The 23,177-nt window shown below is 71.0% G+C and carries 27 protein-coding genes and 1 pseudogene; 17 read left to right on the forward strand and 11 right to left on the reverse strand.

Annotated elements, in window-relative coordinates:
* Window positions 1-162 precede the first annotated feature (162 nt).
* From ACZ3YO_RS17690 to ACZ3YO_RS17705, 4 genes are all read left to right on the forward strand, one after another.
* Window positions 163-1,479, forward strand: coding sequence for a C40 family peptidase (locus ACZ3YO_RS17690; RefSeq protein ID WP_465570022.1), 1,317 nt, complete (start codon window positions 163-165; stop codon window positions 1,477-1,479).
* 366 nt (window positions 1,480-1,845) lie between these two features.
* Window positions 1,846-2,880, forward strand: a complete 1,035-nt coding sequence (locus ACZ3YO_RS17695; protein WP_465570023.1) for an endonuclease/exonuclease/phosphatase family protein — start codon at window positions 1,846-1,848, stop codon at window positions 2,878-2,880.
* 223 nt (window positions 2,881-3,103) lie between these two features.
* The gene (locus tag ACZ3YO_RS17700; protein WP_465570025.1) at window positions 3,104-3,811 is read left to right on the forward strand and encodes a hypothetical protein; all 708 of its coding nucleotides are present in this window, start codon (window positions 3,104-3,106) and stop codon (window positions 3,809-3,811) included.
* A gap of 466 nt (window positions 3,812-4,277) precedes the next feature.
* Window positions 4,278-4,814 (forward strand): GNAT family N-acetyltransferase, encoded by a 537-nt coding sequence (locus ACZ3YO_RS17705; protein WP_465570026.1) that lies wholly within the window; start codon window positions 4,278-4,280, stop codon window positions 4,812-4,814.
* 39 nt (window positions 4,815-4,853) lie between these two features.
* Here the strand turns inward: ACZ3YO_RS17705 and ACZ3YO_RS17710 are convergent, their stop codons facing one another.
* Complete coding sequence (locus ACZ3YO_RS17710; protein WP_465570028.1) at window positions 4,854-5,189, reverse strand: hypothetical protein; 336 nt, start codon at window positions 5,187-5,189, stop codon at window positions 4,854-4,856.
* An 80-nt stretch (window positions 5,190-5,269) separates the two neighbouring features.
* Here ACZ3YO_RS17710 and ACZ3YO_RS17715 point away from each other — a divergent pair, with 80 nt between their 5' ends.
* On the forward strand, window positions 5,270-5,659 hold the full coding sequence (locus ACZ3YO_RS17715; protein WP_465570029.1) for a DciA family protein: 390 nt from the start codon (window positions 5,270-5,272) through the stop codon (window positions 5,657-5,659).
* Between the two features lie 198 nt (window positions 5,660-5,857).
* Here ACZ3YO_RS17715 and ACZ3YO_RS17720 read toward each other — a convergent pair whose 3' ends face one another.
* Window positions 5,858-6,268 carry a hypothetical protein gene (locus ACZ3YO_RS17720; RefSeq protein WP_465570031.1) on the reverse strand — a complete coding sequence of 137 codons (411 nt, stop codon included), beginning with the start codon at window positions 6,266-6,268 and terminating at the stop codon, window positions 5,858-5,860.
* A 54-nt stretch (window positions 6,269-6,322) separates the two neighbouring features.
* Between ACZ3YO_RS17720 and ACZ3YO_RS17725 the strand changes: the two genes are divergently transcribed.
* Together ACZ3YO_RS17725 and ACZ3YO_RS17730 are read left to right on the forward strand one after the other, a co-directional pair.
* Entirely contained in the window at window positions 6,323-6,523 is a 201-nt protein-coding gene (locus ACZ3YO_RS17725; RefSeq protein WP_465570033.1) for a hypothetical protein, read from the forward strand.
* Between the two features lie 174 nt (window positions 6,524-6,697).
* Window positions 6,698-7,741, forward strand: a complete 1,044-nt coding sequence (locus ACZ3YO_RS17730; protein ID WP_465570035.1) for a winged helix-turn-helix domain-containing protein — start codon at window positions 6,698-6,700, stop codon at window positions 7,739-7,741.
* A gap of 360 nt (window positions 7,742-8,101) precedes the next feature.
* Here the strand turns inward: ACZ3YO_RS17730 and ACZ3YO_RS17735 are convergent, their stop codons facing one another.
* The 5 genes from ACZ3YO_RS17735 to ACZ3YO_RS17755 all read right to left on the reverse strand — a co-directional run bounded on the left by ACZ3YO_RS17735 (window position 8,102) and on the right by ACZ3YO_RS17755 (window position 12,018).
* Window positions 8,102-8,251, reverse strand: coding sequence for a hypothetical protein (locus ACZ3YO_RS17735; RefSeq protein WP_465570037.1), 150 nt, complete (start codon window positions 8,249-8,251; stop codon window positions 8,102-8,104).
* Window positions 8,252-8,424: 173 nt separating this feature from the next.
* Window positions 8,425-9,042, reverse strand: a complete 618-nt coding sequence (locus ACZ3YO_RS17740) for a hypothetical protein (protein ID WP_465570038.1) — start codon at window positions 9,040-9,042, stop codon at window positions 8,425-8,427.
* A 119-nt stretch (window positions 9,043-9,161) separates the two neighbouring features.
* Window positions 9,162-10,142, reverse strand: a complete 981-nt coding sequence (locus ACZ3YO_RS17745; RefSeq protein WP_465570040.1) for a helix-turn-helix domain-containing protein — start codon at window positions 10,140-10,142, stop codon at window positions 9,162-9,164.
* Between the two features lie 202 nt (window positions 10,143-10,344).
* Window positions 10,345-10,983: an NAD(P)-dependent oxidoreductase gene (locus tag ACZ3YO_RS17750; protein WP_465570041.1), complete on the reverse strand. Its 639-nt coding sequence runs from the start codon at window positions 10,981-10,983 to the stop codon at window positions 10,345-10,347.
* Window positions 10,984-11,070: 87 nt separating this feature from the next.
* A complete protein-coding gene (locus ACZ3YO_RS17755; RefSeq protein WP_465570043.1) occupies window positions 11,071-12,018 on the reverse strand; it encodes an EamA family transporter in 948 nt (315 codons plus the stop codon).
* Between the two features lie 99 nt (window positions 12,019-12,117).
* Between ACZ3YO_RS17755 and ACZ3YO_RS17760 the strand changes: the two genes are divergently transcribed.
* The 3 genes from ACZ3YO_RS17760 to ACZ3YO_RS17770 all read left to right on the forward strand — a co-directional run bounded on the left by ACZ3YO_RS17760 (window position 12,118) and on the right by ACZ3YO_RS17770 (window position 13,122).
* Window positions 12,118-12,621 (forward strand): MarR family winged helix-turn-helix transcriptional regulator, encoded by a 504-nt coding sequence (locus tag ACZ3YO_RS17760; protein ID WP_465570045.1) that lies wholly within the window; start codon window positions 12,118-12,120, stop codon window positions 12,619-12,621.
* Window positions 12,622-12,728: 107 nt separating this feature from the next.
* The gene (locus ACZ3YO_RS17765) at window positions 12,729-12,902 is read left to right on the forward strand and encodes a hypothetical protein (protein ID WP_465570047.1); all 174 of its coding nucleotides are present in this window, start codon (window positions 12,729-12,731) and stop codon (window positions 12,900-12,902) included.
* A 16-nt stretch (window positions 12,903-12,918) separates the two neighbouring features.
* The gene (locus ACZ3YO_RS17770; protein ID WP_465570049.1) at window positions 12,919-13,122 is read left to right on the forward strand and encodes a hypothetical protein; all 204 of its coding nucleotides are present in this window, start codon (window positions 12,919-12,921) and stop codon (window positions 13,120-13,122) included.
* A gap of 91 nt (window positions 13,123-13,213) precedes the next feature.
* On the opposite strand, the gene ACZ3YO_RS17775 is transcribed toward ACZ3YO_RS17770, so the two are convergent.
* Together ACZ3YO_RS17775 and ACZ3YO_RS17780 are read right to left on the reverse strand one after the other, a co-directional pair.
* Complete coding sequence (locus tag ACZ3YO_RS17775; RefSeq protein ID WP_465570050.1) at window positions 13,214-13,684, reverse strand: hypothetical protein; 471 nt, start codon at window positions 13,682-13,684, stop codon at window positions 13,214-13,216.
* Between the two features lie 339 nt (window positions 13,685-14,023).
* Window positions 14,024-15,391, reverse strand: coding sequence for an aminotransferase class I/II-fold pyridoxal phosphate-dependent enzyme (locus ACZ3YO_RS17780; protein ID WP_465570052.1), 1,368 nt, complete (start codon window positions 15,389-15,391; stop codon window positions 14,024-14,026).
* 18 nt (window positions 15,392-15,409) lie between these two features.
* Between ACZ3YO_RS17780 and ACZ3YO_RS17785 the strand changes: the two genes are divergently transcribed.
* Complete coding sequence (locus tag ACZ3YO_RS17785) at window positions 15,410-15,628, forward strand: acyl carrier protein (protein ID WP_465570054.1); 219 nt, start codon at window positions 15,410-15,412, stop codon at window positions 15,626-15,628.
* A 7-nt stretch (window positions 15,629-15,635) separates the two neighbouring features.
* Window positions 15,636-16,856 (forward strand): beta-ketoacyl-[acyl-carrier-protein] synthase family protein, encoded by a 1,221-nt coding sequence (locus tag ACZ3YO_RS17790; RefSeq protein ID WP_465570056.1) that lies wholly within the window; start codon window positions 15,636-15,638, stop codon window positions 16,854-16,856.
* On the opposite strand, the gene ACZ3YO_RS17795 is transcribed toward ACZ3YO_RS17790, so the two are convergent.
* Together ACZ3YO_RS17795 and ACZ3YO_RS17800 are read right to left on the reverse strand one after the other, a co-directional pair.
* Complete coding sequence (locus tag ACZ3YO_RS17795) at window positions 16,785-17,678, reverse strand: SDR family NAD(P)-dependent oxidoreductase (RefSeq protein ID WP_465570058.1); 894 nt, start codon at window positions 17,676-17,678, stop codon at window positions 16,785-16,787. The two genes, ACZ3YO_RS17790 and ACZ3YO_RS17795, sit on opposite strands and share 72 nt — an antisense overlap.
* On the reverse strand, window positions 17,675-19,180 hold the full coding sequence (locus ACZ3YO_RS17800) for a wax ester/triacylglycerol synthase domain-containing protein (RefSeq protein WP_465570060.1): 1,506 nt from the start codon (window positions 19,178-19,180) through the stop codon (window positions 17,675-17,677). Before ACZ3YO_RS17800 ends, ACZ3YO_RS17795 begins: the two co-directional genes overlap by 4 nt.
* A 73-nt stretch (window positions 19,181-19,253) precedes the next feature.
* Between ACZ3YO_RS17800 and ACZ3YO_RS17805 the strand changes: the two genes are divergently transcribed.
* The 5 genes and pseudogenes from ACZ3YO_RS17805 to ACZ3YO_RS17825 all read left to right on the forward strand — a co-directional run bounded on the left by ACZ3YO_RS17805 (window position 19,254) and on the right by ACZ3YO_RS17825 (window position 23,163).
* Window positions 19,254-20,645, forward strand: a complete 1,392-nt coding sequence (locus ACZ3YO_RS17805; RefSeq protein WP_465570062.1) for a cytochrome P450 — start codon at window positions 19,254-19,256, stop codon at window positions 20,643-20,645.
* 13 nt (window positions 20,646-20,658) lie between these two features.
* Window positions 20,659-21,291: an ABC transporter ATP-binding protein gene (locus ACZ3YO_RS17810; protein WP_465570133.1), complete on the forward strand. Its 633-nt coding sequence runs from the start codon at window positions 20,659-20,661 to the stop codon at window positions 21,289-21,291.
* A gap of 77 nt (window positions 21,292-21,368) precedes the next feature.
* The gene (locus ACZ3YO_RS17815) at window positions 21,369-22,058 is read left to right on the forward strand and encodes an ABC transporter permease (protein ID WP_465570064.1); all 690 of its coding nucleotides are present in this window, start codon (window positions 21,369-21,371) and stop codon (window positions 22,056-22,058) included.
* 139 nt (window positions 22,059-22,197) lie between these two features.
* Window positions 22,198-22,653 (forward strand): annotated as a pseudogene (locus ACZ3YO_RS17820) (transposase); the annotation flags it as partial.
* A 30-nt stretch (window positions 22,654-22,683) separates the two neighbouring features.
* Window positions 22,684-23,163 (forward strand): hypothetical protein, encoded by a 480-nt coding sequence (locus ACZ3YO_RS17825; protein WP_465570066.1) that lies wholly within the window; start codon window positions 22,684-22,686, stop codon window positions 23,161-23,163.
* The last annotated feature ends 14 nt before the right edge of the window (window positions 23,164-23,177 follow it).

The raw sequence follows: 23,177 nt of genomic DNA on the forward strand, positions 1-23,177 counted from the left end.
GGCGTGTGGGCCGTCGGCCCTGCGCACCTCGCGCGGACCCCGTCTCACCTGCCCGGACAGGCCGAGACTGTCCCGGACGCCGAAAGGTCTGGCCGGACATGCCGGCACTCGAAAAGGCTTCCTCACGGGCCGCCGCGGGTGCGGCCGGTGAGAGAGGTCGTGATGACACTGCAGACGCAGCGGCTGCCCCGGGTACGGGTCGTGGGTATGGCGGCGGGCCAGGTCCCGGTGCCCGAGCGGAGCGTGTGGCTGGGGCCGGTCACGGAGGCCGGCCTGCGGGTGAGCGCGGCGGCACGTACGGCCGGTGTGGCCGCTTGGGCCGCGACGGATGCGGTGCCCGGCGCCGCGGGGGTGACGGCCCCGGACGGCGGGGGCGAGGACGCGGACGGCGGGCCGGTGCGAGGCGGGGCGGCCGTGGCACGGAGGCGGGTGTGGCGGGGTGTGATGCCGCTCGTGCTCGTGGTGCTGTGCGCCGTGCTGGCGGGTGCGGGGTTGCACCGGATGGCCGGGGGCAGGACGGGCACGGCTGTGGCGGTGTCGCCCGCCGTGTCCGGCGGGACGGAGCTCTCCTCGGACCCGGTGTCGCCGGGTGGCCCCGCCGCCGGCGAACCCGCGCCCGGTGCTGCCGTTGCCCCCGGGGAGCCCGACCCGACGTCCGGTCCTGTCGCCGGCGTTCCCGCTCCCGTGGCGACGAGGGAGGTCGTGCTGCGGTGGGGTGACACGCTGTCCGAACTGGCGGAGCGTCACCACACGACGGTACGAGCGCTGCAGGAGCTGAACGGCCTGGGCGGCTCGGCGCTGATCTACGCCGGAGCCACCCTGCGCGTCCCGGAGCGGGTGGCCGGGCCCGGCTCCTCGCCTGCTGGGGTGGCGCCGGCGGTGCCGGCCGCGGACGGCGGCTCGGGTGCTCGTCTGCAGCTGGCCGCGGCCGGGAACCAGCCGGGCATCGATGTCGAGTCCGGGTTGTCCGGCTCTTCAGGTCTGCCCGGGTCCCTGGTGATGCCGGGCACGACGGAGCCGGGCGCCCTCGGTGTCCGGGAGCTGCCGCAGGAGGACAAGGCGCCCGTCGCCGAGCCGAGGACCGGCGCGACGAAGGACGCGGCCCGCGGGAAGGACACGGCGCGGGGTTCCGCGGCGGCGGTGGCCTACGCCCGCGCGCAGCTCGGCAAGCCGTACGCGTGGGGCGCCGTGGGGCCGCGGTCCTTCGACTGCTCGGGGCTGGTCGTGCGGGCCTGGCAGGCGGGTGGGGTGAGGCTTCCCCGCACCACGTGGGACATGGCCACGGCGGGCAGGGCGACCACCCGCAAGGCCCTGGTACCCGGCGACCTGGTCATCACCAACGGCGGCGGCCACGTCCAGCTCTACATCGGGGACGGCAAGGTCGTCCACGCCCCCGGCCGCGGCAAGTCAGTCACCGTCGCACCGCTCGCACCGGCGTCGAGCGTCGTCGCCTACCGCCATATCGGTCCGCGCTCCTGACGGGAGTCGGCGTGGCAAGCACGGTGTCGACGCGGGGCGAGCCAGGCGTGGACGACGTGAGGTCCCAGAGCCGCGGCACCGTCCACCGGTCCTGCTCAGCGCGGTGCCGGGTCGCTCGGCACCTGGGACGGCGCCGCGCGATCGGGCCCCCGGGGCAGCGGTTCCGTTCGTCCGGCCGATCCCGGCAACGGTCCCGTGGTCCGCCTGACGCCGGCGGCACCAGGGCCCGGCGGCACCACCGGGCGGCACCACTGGCCCGGCGGCGCGACCGGGCCGCCCGGGAACGGGCGGGCCATCAACAACCGAATTACCAGTCCATCACCCTACTGCGGCCCGATGGGCCGCCAGATCCAAGGAGAGTGCTTCATGCGTATTCCCTTCACCCCACGGCGCGCGGGCGCGCTGCTGGCGGCCGCGGCGGTCCTGGCCGCATCGGCCGTGGCCTCCGGCTCGCACGCCGGACCCTCGGCGGGCTCGAGCCTGCCGGTGGCGGAGGCAGGGCCGGAAGCCGTGCAGCCCGCGGGCGCGGACCTGTCGCTCACGCCCGTGGGCGCCAGGAGCGCGGCCGCGAAGCTGCCGGGCAAGGTCAACGCGCTGACGTGGAACGTCTGCGGGGCGTCCTCCTCCGCGTGCGGGAAGGAGAACCAGGCCCCCCGGGAACTCGACGTCGTCGTGAACCGCGCCAATGCCGACCCGTCCCTGATGGTGATCATGCTGCAGGAGGTGTGCAAGGGCGCGCACGCCGACGCTTTGCAAACCCGGCTCGGCAGTGGCTGGGCCGTCAATTTCCGCCCCGCCCCCGTGATGGGCGGCGCGGCGGGGGAGATCCACCAGTGCACCGTGCCGGGCGCGGGGAAGCAGGAAGCCGGCGTGCTGGTGGCGCTCAAGCGGCTGCCGGGTTCCCGGATCACGGACGCGGACGAGACGTTCACGGGCGTACCGGGGGGCGCTGACCGCAGCGGCCGGCCCACCCAGGGCGCCGCGTGCCTGCGCGATGCCACGTACAAGCTCATGGCCTGCTCCTCGCACTTCCCCAACAAGGACGACGACAAGAAGACCGGCGGGGAGTACGACTCCCGTCAGGCCTGCGCGGAGCGCTACGGCGCGTTGGGGCGGACCTGGCAGGCCAAGGGCTGGCGCACGATCCTGGGCGGCGATCTGAACCTGGCCGAGGACAGCGACCGCACCTACCTCAAGGCCCTGTACGACGGGGGGAACTTCGAGGGGGACCAGCGCAACCGGGACACCCACGACGGCTTCGCGTGGGGGAACCACAAGCTGGACTACCTGTTCTTCTCCGACCGCGGCTGGAAGCTCGAGGGCGCGGCCGTCGACTCCTCCAGCGCCATCACCCAGCTCAGCGACCACCAGCTGCTGAAGGCCACCGTCCGCACCAGCTGACCGCCCCCGCGGCCCCTGCCGCCGCCCGTCCGCCCGGCGGTGCGGCATCAGGCAGGACGCACCGCCGTCCCACGACCGGACGCTGCCGGACACCCGCTGACCTGCCCGGACAGTTCCGGCTCGGGCGACCCCTCTTTCACCTGCGGTGCGGGTCCGTCCGTCCCGGACCCGCACCCCCGTCCCGCATCTCCATCCGATGACATTCCAGGAAGGCACCACGTCCATGAACGCGAAACGCACCACCATCAGAGCCCTGATCGCCACGGCCACCGCGCTCGCCATCGGCGGCACGGCGCTCGCCGGGGCCTCGGCGCTGTCCGGCGATCCCCACCGCCCGCCGACGTCGGCCACGGCCACGTCCCAGACCGCGACCACCGCGCCCGTCACCGGGCCGGGTGCGGCCGAACACGCCGGGCCGCCGGCCGATGCGGCGGTGCAGCCCGCGGCCGCCAAGAGCAAGGCGGGCGAGCCCTGCTCCCTGGGCAGGGAGGTCAGGAACGTGAAGTTCGTCAGGACCGTCAAGAGCTGGCCCGACAAAGCCGGCTACCTGGACTCGGCGTGGGGCCCGGGCGAGCTGAAGGTCGAGGACAGGGCAGAGATCTCCCACAAGGTCAGCAGCACCTTCGGCCTGTCCGACGGAGTGATCAGCGCCGCGGTCGGCTTCGACGTCACCGAGAGCCGCAGCCGCAGCTTCTCCTTCACGGCGCCTCTGCCGAAGAAGGCGCACTACACACTGCGCGTCGGGGAGGTGTACAAGGAATACCGCTTCGACGTCTACGAGAAGCGCGGCACGGTGTTCTGGACAGGGAAGCTGCCCGGCCCTCGCTGCGTTCCGGGCAGCAAGCCCACGTGGGTGAAGGTCGGTACCGGCACCGCCACCATGTTCTGGCAGTTCGACCACAAGCTGACCCAGGGGCGCGACGCAAGCTGAACAGGCCAGCTGACATCGCATCGCCCGGCAGGACACCTGCTCCGCCGGCGATCTGACCTCAGGGGCGGTGCGTCGTGGGTACCGACGACGCACCACCCCTGAGACCGACCGGCCGGCGGGCGCGGGCGCGGTGACGGCGTCGGGGCGGGGTTCGGCCACGCACCGGCGCGGTGCAGAGTTGTGGCTGCCGGAGACCGGCGAGCGCGGTGGAGCAGGGGGCCGTGCGGTCGGTCTGCCCAAGAATGGGCAGGCCTGGGCAACCGCGCAGCCTGTCTGGGCGGCGGCTGCTGTCGGCGTTCGCGTGAAAGTGCCAGGCTCGGTACACGGCCACGGGCCCAGTGGACTGTACGTCGCAGGGCGCCATTGCCGTTGGACCTCGGAGCTCGAAACCCCGTTGCCACTGACGGCGATCGGGGACGATCCTCCGTGTATGGACTTTCCACAGCAAGTGATGGAACTGGGTGATGTGACACTTCGCCGCTTCGACCGCGAGGCGGACCTTCCGGAGTTGTTCGAGGTCATCGAGGAGTCGTTGGAGCACCTGCGCCCGTGGATGCCGTGGGTTGCCGAGCACAGCCTGGCCAAGACCGCAGATTTCCTGGCCGGCCGCCAGGAGGCTTGGGAGAGCGGCCGGGGATTCACCTACGCGATCGTGCTGAGCAGGGCCATCGTCGGTGCCTGTCAGCTGTTCCAACGTGACGACTGCCCGGGCAACGGCCGCGAGATCGGCTACTGGCTGCACCCGGCAGCCACCGGCCGCGGCGTGGCCACCCGGGCCGCGCGCGCCCTGGTCGACCAGGCCTTCCGCCTCCCCGGCGTCGACTACGTCGAGGTCGTCCACGATCCAGCCAACCGGGCCAGCGGTGCTGTCCCGGCCCGACTCGGCTTCACCGAACGCCTTCGTCGCCCCGCTGAGCGCCTCGCCCCGGCCGAGACCGGCGAGGATCAGGTCTGGCGACTGACCCGCCAACAGGCGGACAGGCTGGCCGCAGAGGCCTGTTAACGGACACAGGCAGGAGCTCGCGAAGGGCCGTTGACCCTCTCAGGCATCCTCGCCCCGATCAGCGTGTCGCTCCTGCAACTCGATCTCCGAGGCAAGCGCTACGTACCCGCCAGCAATAGCGAGGAACTTCTGGGTGCGCTGGAGGATCGGCTGTCCGGGAAGCTCGGCTCCCATCGCCGAGCCGACCAGGTGCCGGGCCGAGATTGTCGCGTACAGGGCCGCTTCCACACGTGCCCCGCCCGGGAAACCTCCCTCTGCGAAAGAGGGCAGGCCAAGCGCCTGTCGATCGTGCGGCGAGACCTGGTCGATGACTTCGGTCAGGGCGCGTTGCGCCTCAAGGAGTAGGTCGAACGCACGCTGGTAAGGGTCGGTCACAGGATGCCTTTCTCGTTCGGTCCGCCTGCTTCGGCAGCGCCCAGCCCAGGAGGATACGGGGGGCTGGTCCCGGCGGTGTCGTGGCAGCACCCGCAACCGCTGGCACCGAGAACGTCGCCCACCGGGCTTCGGCCGGCTTCGACCCCGACACCCGCACCCTGCGCGTCCTCGCCGACACCCCGGCCTGGGCCACCCAGCTGCGCCTCGAACAGCGCCAGATCCTCGGCAACCTCAACGCCACCCGCCCCGACACCGTCCGCGCCATCGACATCCATGTTGGCCAGGCGCCCTGGCACTTCGACACCGAGCCGGCCGCACCCGTCCGGCCAACGACCGACCCGGCCCCTGTGCCGACCGCCCCGCCTACCGCCGAGGCCGGCACCACCCTCGCCGCCCCGATCGGTGAGCAAATGTGGACCCCGGCCAGCGAGGCCTTCGCCCGGGCACGCGCCGCCGACGGCAACCAGTGACCGACCAGCAGCCGCCAGCCCCGCTGCACGTCTTCCTCTCCGACCCCGCCGAGCCGCCCTCGCTGCGCTGCGCCCTGGCAAGCCCGACGTGATGGAGAAGTGGGTTGAACGCCTGACCCCAGCTCCGAGTGAAGGCGACCGGGCTGGCGGCCTACCCCCGGAGAGGATGGGCCGCCAGCCCGGTGCTCGCTGCACGGATCAGCGGTAGATCTGTGCTGACCGTTCCGGGTCACGAACCACGTTTGCTGTGAAGAGGCCGAGGTCGAAGTCCTCGGCTTCGGTGAACGGTGTCAGGTCGTCCGTCAGACCGGACCACTCTTGCGGAACCGGGTAGCGTACCTCGATGTACTGGCCGACGGTCAGGACACAGTCGGATCCGACGACATGGTGCTGGATGCCAACGGATCCGTCGAGCGGGATGACTTCCTCACCCACCCGAAGTCGGAGTCCTTCGGCCTGACGGTAGAGCACAAGGGTTGTGCCGGCGAGCTCGCCGTAGTGACCGTGGGGCGCGTCCGAGGGGCCGGCGGTCCGCTCGGTACCTGTCTCGCCAGTCGCGGGGTCGAACTGGGCGACCAGGCCGAAGGTGTCGAAGGATGCGATGAGCATGGCTACCTCTTCCCCAAGCCCAGGTCCTGGCCACCGGTCCGCGTTGCGCTGTCGATGATGTTCTCCCCGTTCGAGGTGCTTGGGGCCGTCAAGATTATCGTGCCCGACGGCCTGCTGATCCCGGACCTGGTCGTCGCCGCCGCCGCGGCCGGCATCCCGCACTACTGGCGCCTCGAACTCGAACCCGCCCCGCGCCTCCACCTCGGACACCTCGAGCGCGGCCTCTACGTCGACCGGCTCGTTCAGGTCGGCTAGGCCACCGACCTGAACGAGCCGTTCCCCCCTCGACATCGACCCGGCGGCGCTGCGCCGGTAGCCCGAGTGCGTGTGCCGATGACAGACCGGGGATTCGGCTCGTTTTGGCCTGCCCCGAAACGAGTGCGGCCGGAAGGCTCATCCGCGGGCGCGGGCGCGGGTGAGGAGGATGTTGTGCTACGGGTTCACTTCACTGCCGAGGACCTGGTACGGGTGCGGGTCATGGTGTTGGGGCCGCTCGCGGAGACGCAGCTGAGCCTGCGGACGGTGCAGCGGCGTGACAGTGCGGTGCTGTTCGGCGGGTGGCGTGCGCGGACCGGTCCGCGGATCAGTGCCGAGGGGAGGGAGGCGGCGCGGTTCCTCAGCGGGGCTGCCTGCGGGGGGATGGTGGACCTGTTCACCCTGGTGGGCGCGGTGGGCTGTGTGGACGAGGGGGTAGAGCGGCTGATCAGTGCGCCGGCCCTGCGGCTGCGCGCGGAGTTCTCCGTCAAGCCGCGCACGGCTGGGTGTCCGGCGCCGTGGCTGGCCGAGGTGGTGGATGCAGCCCCGCAGGCGGTGCGACGGCTGGGCGTCGTCCTGCGGCACTGCCACCGCGTGGCGGTGGCCCCCTACTGGCCGCGTATCGACCAGCACCTTCAGGGGGAGGTGGCGCGGCGGGGCCGGCTCGTGGCGCAGGGTGGGGTGGGGGCGCTGCTGGACAGCCTGCGCCCGATGGCCGTGTGGAACCCACCGGTGCTGGAGATCCCCAGTTATCGGCCGCTGGTCCACCCGGAAGTCGACTTCCACCTGTCGGGCCGCTCGTTCGTTCTGGCTCCGTCGGTGTTCTGCGGGCCGGTTCCCCAGCTGTTCGCCAGCCCTCAGGCCGACACGGTCGTGATGGCCTACCAGGCACTGCACAGCCCGGTCGATGCGGCTGCCCTGTGGGCCGCCCCCGCCGATGTCCGCCGAGGCGGTGCCCCGGTACCGCCGGCTCTGATCGCGCTCCTCGGCCGTAGCAGGGCGATCGTGCTAGGCGTCATAGCCGACCATCCCGCATGCACGACGACGCAGCTGGCACAGCGAGCCGGCATATCGCCGGCCAGCGCCAGCGAGCACGCCACCACCCTGCGTAATGCCGGACTGACCGCCACAACCCGGCAGCGGACGACAGCCCTTCATACGCTGACCCATCTCGGCCACACCCTGCTGAGCATCAACGGCTCAGTTTCTGAGGCGTGAACGGTCAGCGATTTCCCCTACTTCTGGGGCTTCGTGGTCACGGAATGGGCCAGGCCGTGGTCAGGAGTCCCCAAGAGGAAGTTGACCACGGCAGAAGCCTCGAATACCCCAGATCAGGTGGTTGACCTGCGACTCCGGGCTCTGTTCGGACGCCCGCCTTCCCGGGCCCCATCGTCTCTGGTCGTGCACAGCTGCTTCAAGTGGGCCTCACCACAGGTGTCAGCAACGGGTGAAACGAGGACCACGTCCACCGGCACCGTCAGGATGGATCCCGAGGGCGACGGGACGGGAACCGCGAGACACAGGTGGTTCCCCCGGCCGGAAGGTCGCCCGAAATCGAGAGACCACCCAAGGAGACGTTCATGCGAATTCGTCGTGCTCTCGCTCGATCGCGGCGGTGGGCGCGGCCGCGTCGACGTGCTGCCAGGTGGAGTGCTCCTGGATGCCCGACCGGGCGGTGACCTCGGTCGTGTTGGCCTCGATGGTGTCCGCTACGGCTCCGGGTCGCACCCGTCATCGCGGGGTGGGCCGGTTCGGCTGGCGTCTGCGCGGCCGCGTTCGCCGTGTCCGGGTTGCCGATACCGGGTCTCGGGGGACGGTCGAGACCCCTCACCCCAGGCCGGACCGGGGTGAGGGGTTCTGCGGATCAGTGGTGTTCGCTCAGGAGCGTGGCGTGCTGCCGGTCAGTGCCATGCGTCGCAGGCGACGATGTGGGTGTCCATGTTGTAGATGCAGGCTCGGACCCAGTTGCCGGGGCCGTCGTAGATGTTCTCGCCCCAGGCGGAGCTGTTCACCACCGTGCTGATGATGCCGTCCCAGGTGCTGCCGCCGTCGTAGGACCGGTCCATATAGGTGTCGAAGTTGTTGCTGGGGGCGTAGCCCTGCTGCGTCGCCCACTCGTGGTGGTTCTTGTCCAGGGTGGTGGCGAGGGTCCACCAGCCCCAGCCGGCGCTGTCGCACTGGGACCAGTACACGCCGATGACGCAGTTGTTCTGGGTGGTGGCTTGCATCCCGGTGTTGAGCTGGGTGCCCTCCTCGCGGCTCTTGGCGTCGGCGGCGAGCGTGATCTTCGCCTGGTCCATGGCCGTGCGCTGCGCCGGGGTGAGAACGGCGAGCTGCTGGTTGCCGCCGGTGATGACCGGGTTGTCGAACGATCCGAGCGGTGCCTGCGGGTTGTAGCCGTGGCGGCCGGCGGCGGCCTGGACGGGGGAGGCGGCGTTCGCCGGGGCGGCGAGGGTGCCGAGCGTGGTGGTGGCGGCGACAGCCGCGAGAACGGCGGCGAGCTTGAGGCGGATGGTCACGGACTGTTCCTCTTCTTCTTCCGGTGGACGGCGACGGCGGCGCGGCGTGAAGGGGTACGACCGTGCCCTGGCCGCCCGGTCCGGCGGCAGGCCGTCAACTTCTCACCCCTGACCGGCGCTTACGTCGGCCTGTTGTCTCCAGCGCTGTGAAATCTAGGCTCGATCGGCATGCTCTGGTGTGCGTGCCGTGCAGGGTCTCCTGACGCTGCATGCAGTTTGGGCCGGAGGGCGTTCTCGCGGTGATCGGTCGGGGTGAGGCCGTACGCCTCGCGGAAGGCGCGGCTGAAGGCGGTGGCGTTGGAGAAGCCCCAGCGGCCCGCGATCGCTTGGACGGGGTGGTTCCTCAGCTCTTGGCGTGCGAGGTCGGCGTGGCAGCGTTCGAGCCGGCGTCGGCGGATGGAGGCCGCGACGCTGAGGGGTTGCCCCTCGAAGAGTGCGTAGAGGCCGCGTAGGGAGATGTTGTGCCGGTCGGCGATGGCCAGGGGCGTGAGGTCCGGGTCGCCGAGGTTGTGCTCGATGAAGCCGGTGATCCGCTGCCGCATGGCCTGGGCGCGGGCCTCGGCCGGTGCCTCGCCCAGGGCTCCGAGGTGCTGGGCCAGGCAAGCGGCGGCCAGGTCGACGGCAATGGATCCCAGGCGGATGGTCTCCTCGGCCTGGCAGTCCGGACCGTGCGCGACGAGTGCGCCTAGGAAATCGGCGAGTATCGCTCCTGTTCCTCCGGTCACGGGGATGGGCTGTGCGAGGAGGCGGTCCACCCTGTTCGGCCGCAGTGGCAGGACGGACCGGGGTATCTGCAGCACGATCGCCCGGACTTCCCCGCCGTCGCAGCTGCCGTGGCTCTCCACAGCACGTGAGGTGTCCGTCCATAACGTGTCCCACGCGATCACCGTCCCTTGGCCGGACCGGGGCACCCGCAGGGCGCGTTTCGTCGTCAGCACCAGCTGGTACTGCTCGGGACCGCCCCGTGGGACACGGACCGGGGTGTGGTGTGACCGGACCCGCGAGAAGGCGAACGTCGACACCTGCACGGGCCCCAGTCCCAGGTTCGTGATCTCGGCACGGAAGCCGGCCAGGTGTTCCGTGCCGGGCGCGACGAGCATCAGCTCACCGGACGCCGTCTCACCCGGCCCCGTCTCACCGGACCGGGTGAACCTGTCCGCCGACGCCACGGCAGCAGCCGTTGCACTGCACGATTTCACGAAACCTCCAGATGTTCACGGTGTGACAGGAACCCGGTCCTCCCGCCGGCGGCGATGCACGCTCTGCCGACGACCGGACCGTTCGGCGGCCGGGCCGCCCGCCTCAGTACGCGACGGTGAAGCGTGTGCGGTGGTGGGCGCCCTGCTCGGCCTCGTCGAGCAGGGCGACGGCTAGGTCCTCCATGGAGATGGCGGAGGTGCCCGCGGCGTCGACCAGCAGTTCGTCCCGGCCGAGGCGGTAGCGGCCGGTGCGCTCGCCCGGGGAGAGGAGGGCGGCGGGGCTGAGGTAGGCCCAGTCGACCGCGGTGTCGGCGCGGCAGAGGGCGAGTTGCTCGCCGCAGGCCTGGGCGATGGGCAGCCAGGAGGGCGGGAAGTCGGGGTCGTCGACGACGGTGGCGCCGTCGCCGCCCGGCAGGGTGAGGCTGCCGGCGCCGCCGACGAGCAGCAGGCGCACGCCCGTTCCGGCCAGGCCGGCCAGCAGGCCCTTGGTGGCGGTGGCGAGTTCGCCCTCGCTGCCGGGGGCCGGGCGGGTGGCGCTGATCACCACGTCCTGGCCGGTGGCGAGCCGGGTGACGTCCTCGGCGGTGCGGGCGTCGCCGGTGGCGATGGTGGCGGCTTTGGGCAGGCTGTGCGGCCTGGCGGGGTCGCGGAGGACGGCGGTGACCTGGTGGCCGCGGGCGAGGGCCTCGGCGATGACGCGGCTGCCGACGTTGCCGGTGGCGCCGAACACGGTGAGTCGCATGGGGTTCTCCAGTTCCGGAAGGGGGGACGTACGGTCTCGGGCGGTGTACGCGCTCGGGCGGCGTGTGCGGTCGGGCGGTGTGCGTGCTCAGCGGGTGGGTTCGGGGACGGGCTGCTGCGTCGCGGCGGCCTCGGCCGACGCGGGCTGCCCGGCCGGGGGGAGCGGCGCCGGGTCGGCCGCGCGCGGCCGCTGGGTCTGGGCGGCGACCAGTGAGCCGAGCACGATGACTGCGCCGACCGCCTGGACGGGCGAGAGGTCCTGTCCGAGGGCGAGCCAGCCGAGGGCGGTGGCGACCACGGGGCTGAGCAGTCCGAGGAAGGTGACGGAGGTCGGCGGTAGGGCCCGGATCCCGCGGAACCAGAGCGCGTACGAGACGGCGGCGCCGATCAGGCCGAGGTAGCCGTAGCCGAGCAGGTTGGCGCCGGTGAGGTGGGACGGCGGTGCGCCCTCCACCAGGAGCGCCACGGGGACGAGCATCAGGCCGCCGGCGGTGAGTTGCCAGCCGGTGGTGGCGAGCAGTGGGGCGGGTGAGGTCCACCGCTTGGACAGGACGACTCCGGTGGCCATCACGACGGCGCCGCCGAGCGCGGCCGCGACGCCGAGGGCGTCGAGCTGGGCGTTGGCCCGCAGCACCAGCAGGCTGACGCCGGCCACGCCGGCGATGCCGGAGATCAGGGTGCGCAGCGAGAGCCGGTCGCCGAGCAGTCCGGCGGAGAGTCCGGCGGCGATCAGTGGCTGGACGGCGCCGACGGTGGCGGCGACCCCGCCGGGCAGGCGGTAGGCGGCGATGAAGAGGAGGGCCATGAACGCGCCGATGTTGAGCGCGCCCAGCACCAGTGAGCGCCACCACCAACTGCCCGTCGGCAGGCGGCGGGTGACGGCGAGGAGGAGGATTCCGGCGGGCAGGGCGCGGAGCACCGCGGCGAGCAGCGGGCGGTTGGGCGGGAGCAGTTCGGTGGTGACGAGGTAGGTCGACCCCCAGATGGCGGGGGCGAGGGCGGTCAGCAGCACGATTCCGAGGCGATTCCTTAGCACTAAGCCAATGTATCTCAGCGCTAAGGTAGATTGGGTCCGGCCGGGCGAATCAGGCGATGTGAGGTATCTCACCGCTAAGGCATCGCATAGGCTGGACCCGTGGCAGATCATGTGGACCGACTGGTGCGGCAGTGGGGCGCGGAGCGCCCCGACCTCGACGTCTCCCCGATGGAGGTGATCGGCCGGCTCAAGCGGGTCTCCCGCCTGGTGGACGCCGAGCTGAAACGCAACTTCGCCGAACACGACCTGGACGCCGCCTCCTTCGACGTCCTCGCCACCCTGCGCCGCAGCGGCCCGCCCTACCGGCTCACCCCCACCGGGCTGATGCAGTCCGCGATGGTCACCTCCGGGGCGATCAGCCAGCGCCTCGACCGGCTGGAGGCCCGGGGCCTGGTCACCCGCACCCCCAGCGGCTCCGACGGCCGCAGCCGCGACGTGGCCCTCACCCCCGAGGGCCACGCCCTGGTCGACCGCGCCCTCCCCGACCACCTCGCCACCGAACGGCGCATCCTGGCCGACCTCGACCCGCAGCAGACCGAGGCCCTGATCGACGCCCTGCGGACGATGCTCGCGACCTTGGGGGAGGGCGACGAGGCCGGGTGACCGGACAGCCCGCCGCAGCGTGTCCGACGTTCCCCGCCGGGCGGCGCACGGCGCGGATCGCCGGGAACGCCTCAGGGGTTGACCGCCACCGCCTGGAAGAAGGTGTAGTGGAACGTCCCGCCCTCCTCCGCCGTGCGGCGCAGGTCGACGACGCCCGGTCGAACGCGGCCGCCGTGGTGAGGCCGGCCGCGACCGCGTCGTCGCGCACCGACTCGACCATCGCGACGAAGGTGCGGCGGGTGAAGCCCTCCACCAGCGCCGGGCGCCTCCCGTCCGCGTAGACGGTGCGCGTAGACGGTGCGCGGGCAGAGCGCGACGTCGTCGAACCCCGCCGCCGTCAGTAGCGAGTGCAGCCGGCGCCCGATCAGACCGTCGCCGCCCGCCGGCCCGGTCCACCTCATCTGGCCCGACCACCCGGGCGTCCAGGAACTGCAGCGTGACGGCCATCCGGTCGGCTGGATCGAGGAGTACGACGTCCAGCGCGGCACCTGGACCGCCTGATCGACAGCAGCATCGTCGCCGACGCCGCCAGCGGCGAACCCCTGCTCTGCCCCTGCTCTGCCCCTGCTCCGCCCCGGCGCCGACGCGGCCCTCACCCTGCTGCGCCGCGCGCTCGGGGAGCAACTACTGTAACCCGCTGGTAGGCCCCGGTGATCTTCTTGAGCCGGGCCAGTTCGTGGCGCTCGCGCTCGTGACGGATGGGTGGGGCGAGAGGGTCGTCCACGGCCTGGGTGAGCTCTGCTGCCTGCTGCTTGACATGTTCGATGTCCCGGTCGGTTCGGACCGGGTCGGGGTATCGGGGACGGCAGTCGTCCGTGTCCGGGGTGACCATCGGATCGTCGATCGCTCCGCGAAGTCGGCAGGCAGCGGTGCTGGGATCGAAGACGCAGGTCACGCCTTGGCCGTGATGGATCTGCAGGAGTGGGTTGCCCACGAGGCCGCGGGTCTGCCGCTCACTCGTGAGCACTCGGCCGGCGAACTCACGGTTCGCGGCGGTGACCCGGTAGCGGTGTTGCAACAGCGGTGTTGCCCTTCCGGAGCCTCTCGCGTCGGATTCGCGCATACTTCGAACGCGGACGGTGCCGCTCGTTGCGCCGAGGATCCGGCCTTGGGGACCAGTGGTACGACCTGGCGTTCGGAACCCGAATTGCGAGCCCTCTACGCGCGAGCTGTGGCCATTGGCTGCCGAGGATCCCAGGGCAGGTCGACGCTGCTGGGGTGCGGCCGGGGCTTGTCGTCGGCGATGGGAGTGCCGACACCTCGCGCCTGGCGTTGTTGCCCCTCTCCCTCTTCGTGCTCGTGGACCGCGGCCACGTCTCGACACAGAGGAAGCGTTCGGGGAAACCGTCCTGGGTGGCCTGCCGCATGTCGCAGACCCGGTTGATCCATGCCTCCTCGGTGCTCAGGGGGTGAGTCGAACGTTGTCCGGGCCGGAAAGTGGAGCCTCGCCTGGGTGGGCGATCCGTACCGGGGTGTGCGAACCCGGTGCGGAGCGGGGGATGACTCCGGCGTTCCTGCCCACTTGTTCGAACGCGATCAGGACATGCTCCAGTTGCGCATCGGTGTGCGCGGCGGTCAGGGTGATTCGCAGTACTTCGCGGCCGGCCCTGACGATCGGGTGGACCATGGGCGCGGTGAACACCCCTGCCCCGCACAACTCCTGCCACATGCGCAGGCACCGCTCGCGGCCCGTCACGAGAACCGGCACCACTGGAGTGACGGACGCACCGGTGTCGAAGCCGAGCGCCCGCAAGCCGTTGTGCAGCCGCTCGGCGAGATCCAGCACGCGGATACGTCGCTGGGGCTCGGCCTGAAGGATCTTCAGCGCGGCGAGCGCGGCGGCGACGTTGGCCGGTGACGCGGCCGCGGTGAACATTGCCGTACGCGCGTGGAACCGCAGGTAGCGGATCACGTCGGCGGGCCCGGCGATCACCCCGCCCACCGAGGCCAGGCTCTTGGACAAGGCGCTGGTGACGAGATCGGGGCGGAGCCCGAAGTGTTCCCCCGCGCCGGCGCCGGTCCGGCCGAGCACCCCCAGGTCGTGCGAACTGTCGACGACGACCCGTGCCCGGTAGGAGTCCGCCAGCTTCATCAGCCCGGGCAGGTCGCAGAGGTCCCCCTCCGCAGAGAAAACCCCGTCCGTGAGGATAATCTTTCCGACGTCAGTGCCGGTGTCGTCGGTGACCTGAAGCAATTCCTCCAGATGATCCAGGTTGCCGTGCAGAAATTTCCGTTCCTTGGCTCTGCCGAGAGCGACGGCCTCGCCCAGTGAGACATGGTTGAAGAAATCGCTGAAGACCACGTCGCCGTCCGTGAGCAGCGGAGCCAGCATCAAATTTGCCTGATAACCGGACGGAAGGACGGTGGCCGCTTCCTGGCCCATGAACTCCGCCAGTCGGCTCTCCAGCTCCTCGTGCAGTTCCAGCGTGCCGCTCCCAGCGCGTGACCCGCCCAGCGAGGTGCCGAAGCGCCGCACCGCCGCGACAGCGGCCTCGCGCACCCGGGGATCGGCGGAAAGCCCCAGGTAGTCGTGGGAGGCGGCGACGATCACCCGGCGGCCCTCGAATTCCGCCTCCGTGCCGTCGAACGTGTCGCCGATCGCCCGGAAGTAGCAGTCCCGCCCGGTCCGCCGCAGATGCTCCTCGGTCCACGGTCGGCACTTTTCCAGAATGTCCATCTTCACTTTCTCCGGTCGCTCGTGTGTTGCATTATTCTCTTTGAGGAATTCGTTCCCCTTGAGGATGGTACTTTGGGGCGTCTTCTGTGCCATCTATGCGACGGAGAAAAAGTGTCATACGATGAACTGAAAATCGTTCTTGTTTCTCTCGGGATTTCCGAGGATGACATCAGCCCGGATGCCACGCGCGAGGAAGTCGGCCTGGATTCCATCGCCGTCGTCGAGCTGGCTCTGGTTCTCCGCCGCGAGAAAGGGGTGGCGGTGACCGAGGAGGAGATCAGCGCCACCCGCACCGTCGCGGACGTCGCCGCCCTCGTCGGAGCCCGGTGACCTCCGCGTGACCGCTCGACAGGATGCATGCGTCACGGGCCTCGGCCTGGTGACCCCGGCCGGCGATGGCCGGGCCTCCGGGTGGGAGCGGGTCTGCAAGGGCCTGCCGACCGCCGTACTGGAGCTCGAACAGGAGACGGTTCCGACTCATCTGGTCTGCCGCGTGGGCGGCTTCGACCCGGCCCGGCTCGGTCGGGCACGGGCCCGCAAGCCCGACCGCTGCGCACAACTGGCGCTGCTCGCCGCACGTGAGGCGCTGGCCGACGCCGGACTGGACCCGGCGCGGTGGGACGGCGCGCGCGTCGCCGTGATCGTGGGTTCGAGTACAGGCGGAGCCCAGACCCTGGAGACCGAGCACCGCGCGCTGCTGGCAGCCGGCCCGCAGAACATGTCGCCGTTCGCCGTGCCGGCCTCCCTGAGCAACACCGTGGCTGCCCAGCTGACCATCGAGTTCGGGGCCAGGGGAGCCAGCTGCACGGTCAACACCGCCTGCGCCTCGGGCGCGACCGCCATCGGCACGGCGCTGGACCTGCTGGCCCTGGACCGCTGCGACATCGCCCTGACCGGCGGCGCCGAGGCGGCCATCACCCCGTTCCACGTCGCGGGATTCGACCGGATCGGCGCCCTGTCCCACCGCTTCGAGGATCCCACCGGAGCACTGCGCGCCTTCGACAGACAGCGGGACGGATTCGTCATCGGCGAAGGAGCCGGGATGCTCGTCCTGGAGCGCACCGCCGACGCCCGAGCCCGTGGGGCGCGGGCCCGCGCCCGGATCAGGGGCTTCGGAGCGTCCTCGGACGCGCACCACGTGGTGAAGCCCCACCCGGACGGCTCCGGCCTCGCGGCGGCCGTCCGCGAAGCACTCGCGCAGGCCGACGCCACCGCCCAGGACGTCGCGCACGTCAACGCCCATGGCACCGGCACCCCGGCCGGCGACCGGGCGGAAGCCGCCGTATTGACCAGCCTCTTCCCGCACCGCCCGCCGGTGACGTCCACCAAGCCGGTGACCGGGCATCTGCTGGGCGCGGCGGGGGCGGTGGAGGCGGCGCTCACCGTCCTCACCGTCGAGCACGGCCTCATTCCGCCCACCGCCAATCTGGAAGACCCCGATCCGGAGATCGACCTCGACATCCCCACCGAGTGCCGGGCGGGGAGCCTACGACTGGCACTCTCCTTGTCCATGGGCTTCGGCGGGCAGAATGCCGTCCTCGCCGTCACCCCCGACTGATGCCCGCTGCCCGGAACAGAGCCGGTCGGCTCCGTACGACGTGACGGTGAAGTCGTCGGCCAGGTGGGGCAAGGCCAAGAGCCGGTGCGGAAGATGTCGAAGCAGGGCCGCCACCAGCTTGTAGCGGACGCTCGGTACGCAGACGACTGGCGGGCGGCGCCGGTGGATGGCCCGCACCGCCAGCTCGGCCACGTACGGCGACGCAAGGGTGAGCGACGGAGGGGACGGCGGGATGCCGGCGCGCGTATGGAACTCCGAGGTGGTGTGCCCCAGTACCAGGGCGGTCAGCGCGACCGGCGAGGTGCGGATACGCCGCGAGTAGGCCAGCGACTCGGTCAGTGCCACGCCGTACGCCTTCGACGCGCCGTACGAAGTGCCCTGCCAGACAGGCCCGGTGGCGGCCACCGAGGACACGTTCAGGATCCGCCCGTGGCCGCGCCGGAGCATTCCGGGGAGCGCGGCGTGAAGGAGCCGGGACGGTGCGACGACGTTGAGGTCGAGCATGCGCTGCTCCTCCGCCCACGTCGTGCGTTCGAAGGACATGCCCAGGCCCGCACCGGCGTTGTTGACCAGGATGTCGGCCGTGCGCGCCGCCGCTGCCGCGCGCTCCAGGCCGGCCGTCGTGGTCAGGTCGGCGGGCAGCGGACGTGCCCTGATCCCGTGGGCGGCTTCCAGGGTGGCCGCGAGGCGGTCCAGGGGTTCGGCGCTGCGGGCGACCAGGACGAGATGATGGCCGCGGGCGGCGAGGGCGCGGGCGATGTCCGCGCCGATGCCGTAACTGGCACCGGTGACCAGGGCCGTCGACCCCTCCGCGCCTTTCATTTGCGGCCCTTCACCGGTGTCGTCATCTCTCGCCACAGCCGCTCGACGGCGTCCGCCCACAACTCGGCGAGGTCACCGACGTCAACCAGCGCACTGTCGAGGGTGAAGCTCACGACTACCTGTTTTTGGTAGGCGACGAACGACACCGCGAAGAGGTGTTCGCCGTGCAGGAACAGCGTGGGCACCACCTTCTCGATGGGATCCGCGCCCACCGCCAGGCGGCGTGGCACACGCAGCAGTCCGGAACTGTCCACCGCGCTGCTCGCGGCGCAGGACTGCCGGACGAAGCGGTAGACGAGCCACTCCGGAAAGAGCTCCAACTGCGCTCGGAGTACCCGGCGCATCCCCTCGGTCCTGACGCGGCTGGTCGCGTTCGCCACGGCGATCACCCGGTCGACGGGGGACTCCGCCCAGAAAGACAGCGGAATGCGGACGGCCGAGATCCTGTTGCCCACCGCATACCGTTCCTCCGGGTAGCGGAGGCTGATGGGCATACCCACGTGGAGCTCACGCCCGTGTGCGGGGCGAGCCGGCCAGTCCTCGGGCACCCACCTGCGCACCGCCTCCGCCAGTGCGGCGAGGCAGACATCGTTTGGTGTGGCCCCCAGGGCTTCCGCGACCTCGCGCGGCCAGGACACCGGCACGGCCGCCGACAGCAGCCGCGCTCGGCCGGTCAGGGGGCGGTGCGGCGACCAGGTCAAGGTGGACCGAAGGCCACGGACGGAATCGACCGCGTTCTGGGCCAGCGCCCGCGCCGGGATCCTCTCCGACCACGTGCGCGGGATCCGTTTCGCCCGTGTACGACGGCCGGCCGGTGCCTCGGCGCGAGGCTGCCGGGGAGAGAGGGCCGGACCCACCCCGAAGAGAGCCGTCAGCGCGTCCAGCACTGCCTGCCCGTCCTGGGCGGCGTGGTGGGCGCGGTAGAAGAGCGCGTACGTGTCACTGGAGTAGCCGTGGATGAGCCAGACCCCCCAGCGCGGGGCGTCGGCGGGGATCGGCTCACTCAGCAGCGTGTCCACGGTCCGGTCGAGAGAGTCGAGGCCGTCCTCGGTGCGGATCTCGTGCACATGGCGACGCGGGTCGAAGCCGGGGTCGAGTTCCCAGACCGTCCGGCGCCCCTGCTTGACGACCTTGCATGCAAGGGTCGGCATGCGGCCGAGGCGGCCGGCGATCTGCTCCCGTACCTGGCTCAGACTCGGGTGCGAGCCGGTCGCATGCATGACCACGCCCACATAGGGCCGGAACCGGGGCTGTTCCCTCTCGTAGGTGAGGAAGCAGCCGTCGACCGGGTTCGGGCCGGGGACTGTCGTGGTCACGGGGCCATCACCGAACCCATCCTGGTCATCGTCACGAAGGTTTCTCCGTCGCGGACGGGCCGCGCGCACAGTCGCTAACCGGAGGCGTGGCGAAAAGGTCACGTAGCGGAGCTCACCGCCGTCAGGCTCGGGCGTGACATGCAGGGATGCCGCCGCGTTGATCAGGTGCGTACGCCCATCGCACATCCACCCGCTCCCCCCGGCACACACCGCCACCCCTCGGCAGATCTCTCGAACCTCTCAGCGGAAGCAGGTCCGTATGCCACGCGCCCCCCACGACGGCCCGTACTCCGGCGCCGCACAGCAGGCGACCGCCACCGCGTCGCCGACGTACACGATGGCGGACCTCCCCGGGGCGTTGCCCCTGCTCGGCCACATGCCGGCCCTCGCCCGCGATCCACTCGCGTTCCTGGCCGGGCTCTCCGACCACGGCGACCTCGTGCGGATCAAGGTGGGCTCGCAGACGGCGTACGCGGTATGCCATCCCGAGCTGGTCCAGCGGTTCCTGGCCGAGGACCGTACCTTCGACAAGGGCGGTCCCGTCTACGACAGACTCCGGGAGATCGCAGGCGACGGCCTGGGCACCTGCCCGGCAGCCGCCCACCGCCGTCAGCGCCGGATGATCCAGCCCCTCTTCCACCGCGACCGGCTGTCCGCGTACGCCGAGGTGATGAGCCAGGGGGTCGCCGCGCTCACGGCGTCATGGCACGACGGCCAGATCCTCGACGTACCCGCCGCGATGCACCGCCTCACCACGGAGGTCACGGTCCGGTGCCTGTTCGACGCCGACGCCGACACCTCAGACATCCCCGAAGTGCATGCGAGCATCGACGCTCTCATCAGCGGCGCCACCAGGCGCGTGCTGCTGCCGATTCCGCTGATTCACCGGCTTCCCCTTCCCGGCAACCGTCGCTTCCACCGGGCCCGGCGCCATCTGCGACAGGTCACCGACACACTCGTCGCCGGCCATCGCTCGGCCGGCGCCGACCGAGGCAACCTGCTGGACCTGCTGCTCGCCCCTGATGTCGACGGGACCGGTCTGAGCGACGCCGAGATCCACGACCAGGTCATCTCCTTCCTCCTCGCCGGAGTGGAGAGCACCGCCGTCACACTCTCCTGGGCCTGGCACCTGATCGGTACCCACCCCGACATCCAGCAGCGGCTACGCGACGAGGTCGACACCGTACTCGACGGGCGCCCTGCGCTCCCCGCCGATCTGCCCGCCCTGGAACTCACCGGCCGGATCATCACCGAGACGTTGCGCCTCTACCCACCGGACTCCGTCCTGAGCCGGACCACCACAACCGACACGGTGCTGGGCGGCCACCGGCTGGCAGTCGGCACCACCATGATCTACAGCCCGTACCAACTCCACCGACGCGCCGACCTGTACCCGGCCCCCGACCGCTTCGACCCCGACCGCTGGCGCACCATCGGCAAACCCCCGCCCGGCACCTGGGTGCCCTTCGGGGGCGGAGCCCGCAAATGCATCGCCGACACCTTCGCACTCACCCAGGCCACCCTCACCCTGGCCACCGTCGCCGCTCTCTGGCAACTCCATCCGACCCCCGGCCGACGACCCGTCCGCGCCGCCCGCCAGGCCGTCCTCGCCCCGCACCGGCTCTCCATGCGCCTGCATCGGGCCGGGTGACGTCGTGGAGCGCATGAACCTGCGCGTCGTGGACGTCCGGAAGTCCTACGGGAAACGTGAAGTGCTGCGGGGCGTCTGCCTGGACGTGCCGGCCGGGACCCTGACGGGCGTAGTGGGGGAGAACGGAGCGGGCAAGAGCACGCTCCTGCGCATCATCAGTGGGCAGTTGCGGCCGGACGCCGGGTCGGTGCACCGGTACGGCCGGGTGGGGTACTGCCCGCAGCACCCGGTGCTGAACGACGTACTGACCGTCGATCAGCATCTGCGTTACTTCCAGGTGGCCTACGACCTGTCCACGCTCAAACCCGCCGACGAACTCCTCGAAACGCTGGGATTCGGCGCATCACGGCGGCGCCGGGTGGCGGAGCTCAGCGGTGGCACCCGACAGAAGCTCAACCTGACCCTGGCGCTGATGCACGACCCGCCCACAGTGGTGCTGGACGAGCCGTATCAAGGCTTCGACTGGGAGACGTACCTGAGGTTCTGGCAGCTTGCCGAACGGCTGCGTGACCGGGGCCGCTCGGTCGTGGTGGTCTCCCATCTCGCGCACGACGCGGACCGTTTCGACCGGTTGGGGCAGCTGGACGGGGGCCGCGTCGACATCCGTTCCGACTCCCAAGCCGGCCTCCCCGGTGGCGTCCAGTGAGGCGCTGGGCCCGGGCGCTGGGCACGGCCTGCCAGCTGACCCTGACGGCGGTCGGCCGCGACCGCCTCGCACTGTGCATGGTGGTGCTCTTCATTCCCGCGTGGATCTGGGCGGTTCGCAGGGTGGTGCGGGAGACCGACGTACGCTTCCGTCTTCACGGACTCCCCGTGGTCGCCGACGGCGTCGCCGCCAACGGCAACCACGTCGGCCAGATCGTCGGGGCGCTGAACGCCGTCACCCTGATCACCGGCTTCATCATGCTGATGATCACCTTCGCAACCACAGAACTGGACCGGAGGCTGATCCTGTGCGGGTTTCCCCGCACGGCGTTGATGACGGCCAAGACGACGGTTCTGGTGCTGGTGGCGACCGTCGTGGCCGGGTACGCGGCCTGGCTGCTGTGCCGGGCGTGGGCTGTGCGCCAGGCAGGGATGATGACGGTCGCGATGTTCATGGCAGCCCTGGTGTACGGCGGAGCGGGCATCATGCTGGGTTCGGTGCTGCGCCGCGAGCTGGAGGGCGTACTCGTCGTCATCATGATGAGCCTGGTCGACCTCGGTCTGCAGAACCCGATCATGGCGCGCGAGGTGGGCGGGGTGCCCCTGCTCCCCCTTTTCGGGCCGATGCAGGCGGCCTTGGCCGCCGGATTCACCGATGAACTCCCATGGCGCCCGGTCGCCCACGGCCTCCTCTGGCTCCTGACCACCACCTCATTGGGGCTCAGCGTGGTCTACGCCCGCACCCGCGGCTATCCGCGCCCGTCGTAAGACGGCAATGGGCAGGGACGGGTCGTTCACCGCGTTGCCGGTCAAGCAGGCGGTGATCCCCAAGAAGAACGGCAAGGTCCGTTATCTGGGGATCCCGACCCTGCGCGACCGAGTCGCGCAGATGGCCCTCGCCCTGGTCCTCGCCATCGTCAAGCGCAGTGACGACATGCGCGGCTTCGTCGTGCTTCCCAAGCGGTGGATCGTGGAACGGTTCTTCGCCCACCTGATGCGAAGCCGCCGCCTCGTGCGCGACTTCATTGCCCTGGTCGACGGCGTGCACCAGCTCGTGAAGGCGCCGATCGTGCTGGTCTGGGACCGCCTGAACACCCACGTCTCCCACGCCATGCGCGAGTTGGTCGCCGAGCGCGCCTGGCTGACGGTTTTCCTCCTCCCCGCCTACTCACCCGACCTCAACCCGGTCGAGTGGGTCTGGGCACACGTCAAGCGCAGCCTGGCCAACCTCGCCGTCATGGCCCTCGACCGGCTCGAAGCCCTCGTCCGCAACCGGCTCAAGCGACTGCAGTACCGGCCCGAGATCCTCGACGGCTTCATAACCGGCACCGGGCTGACCCTCGACACCCCGACGTCACCCTGACGAGCCGAAGTCAGTAAGGCCCTGGCCCGAGTGCTGAGCCGCTACCGGGCCGAGGGCCGCCCGCTGCCCGGCTGGCAGGGCGAGCCCAACCGCAGCCACCTCGCCCGCGAAGCGAAGGTCGATCGGGGAAGCCTGGTCGACGCGTACGCGTCCGGGAAGCTGATCCGCGAGGCCGCCGCTGAGCTCGGTATTTCCGACGCCACTTACCTGAGGGTGCCGGTCAGAGGGCTGCTGGACGGTCAGCCCTGGCGAGGGCCGATCGAGTACGGCGACGTTGCCCACCTGACACGGATGTTGCAGACCGCCTGCTACGTCGTCATCGCCTTCCTCTCGGGCATGCGCGACGGCGAGAAAGGGGCGGAATTGCGTTTGATGCAACATCCAGCAGGGCGGGCGAAGCGCATAACCGCAGGTGGGAGAGGTCGGTGTCGGAGTGGTCCGGCCGAGTGCGACCGATCTGCCAGCGGCTCTTGCGCTCGACGCGTGCCATCCCAACAATGTTGCATCTAACGCAACGGAGGTTG

This window comes from Kitasatospora sp. NPDC022785 (assembly GCF_055561295.1).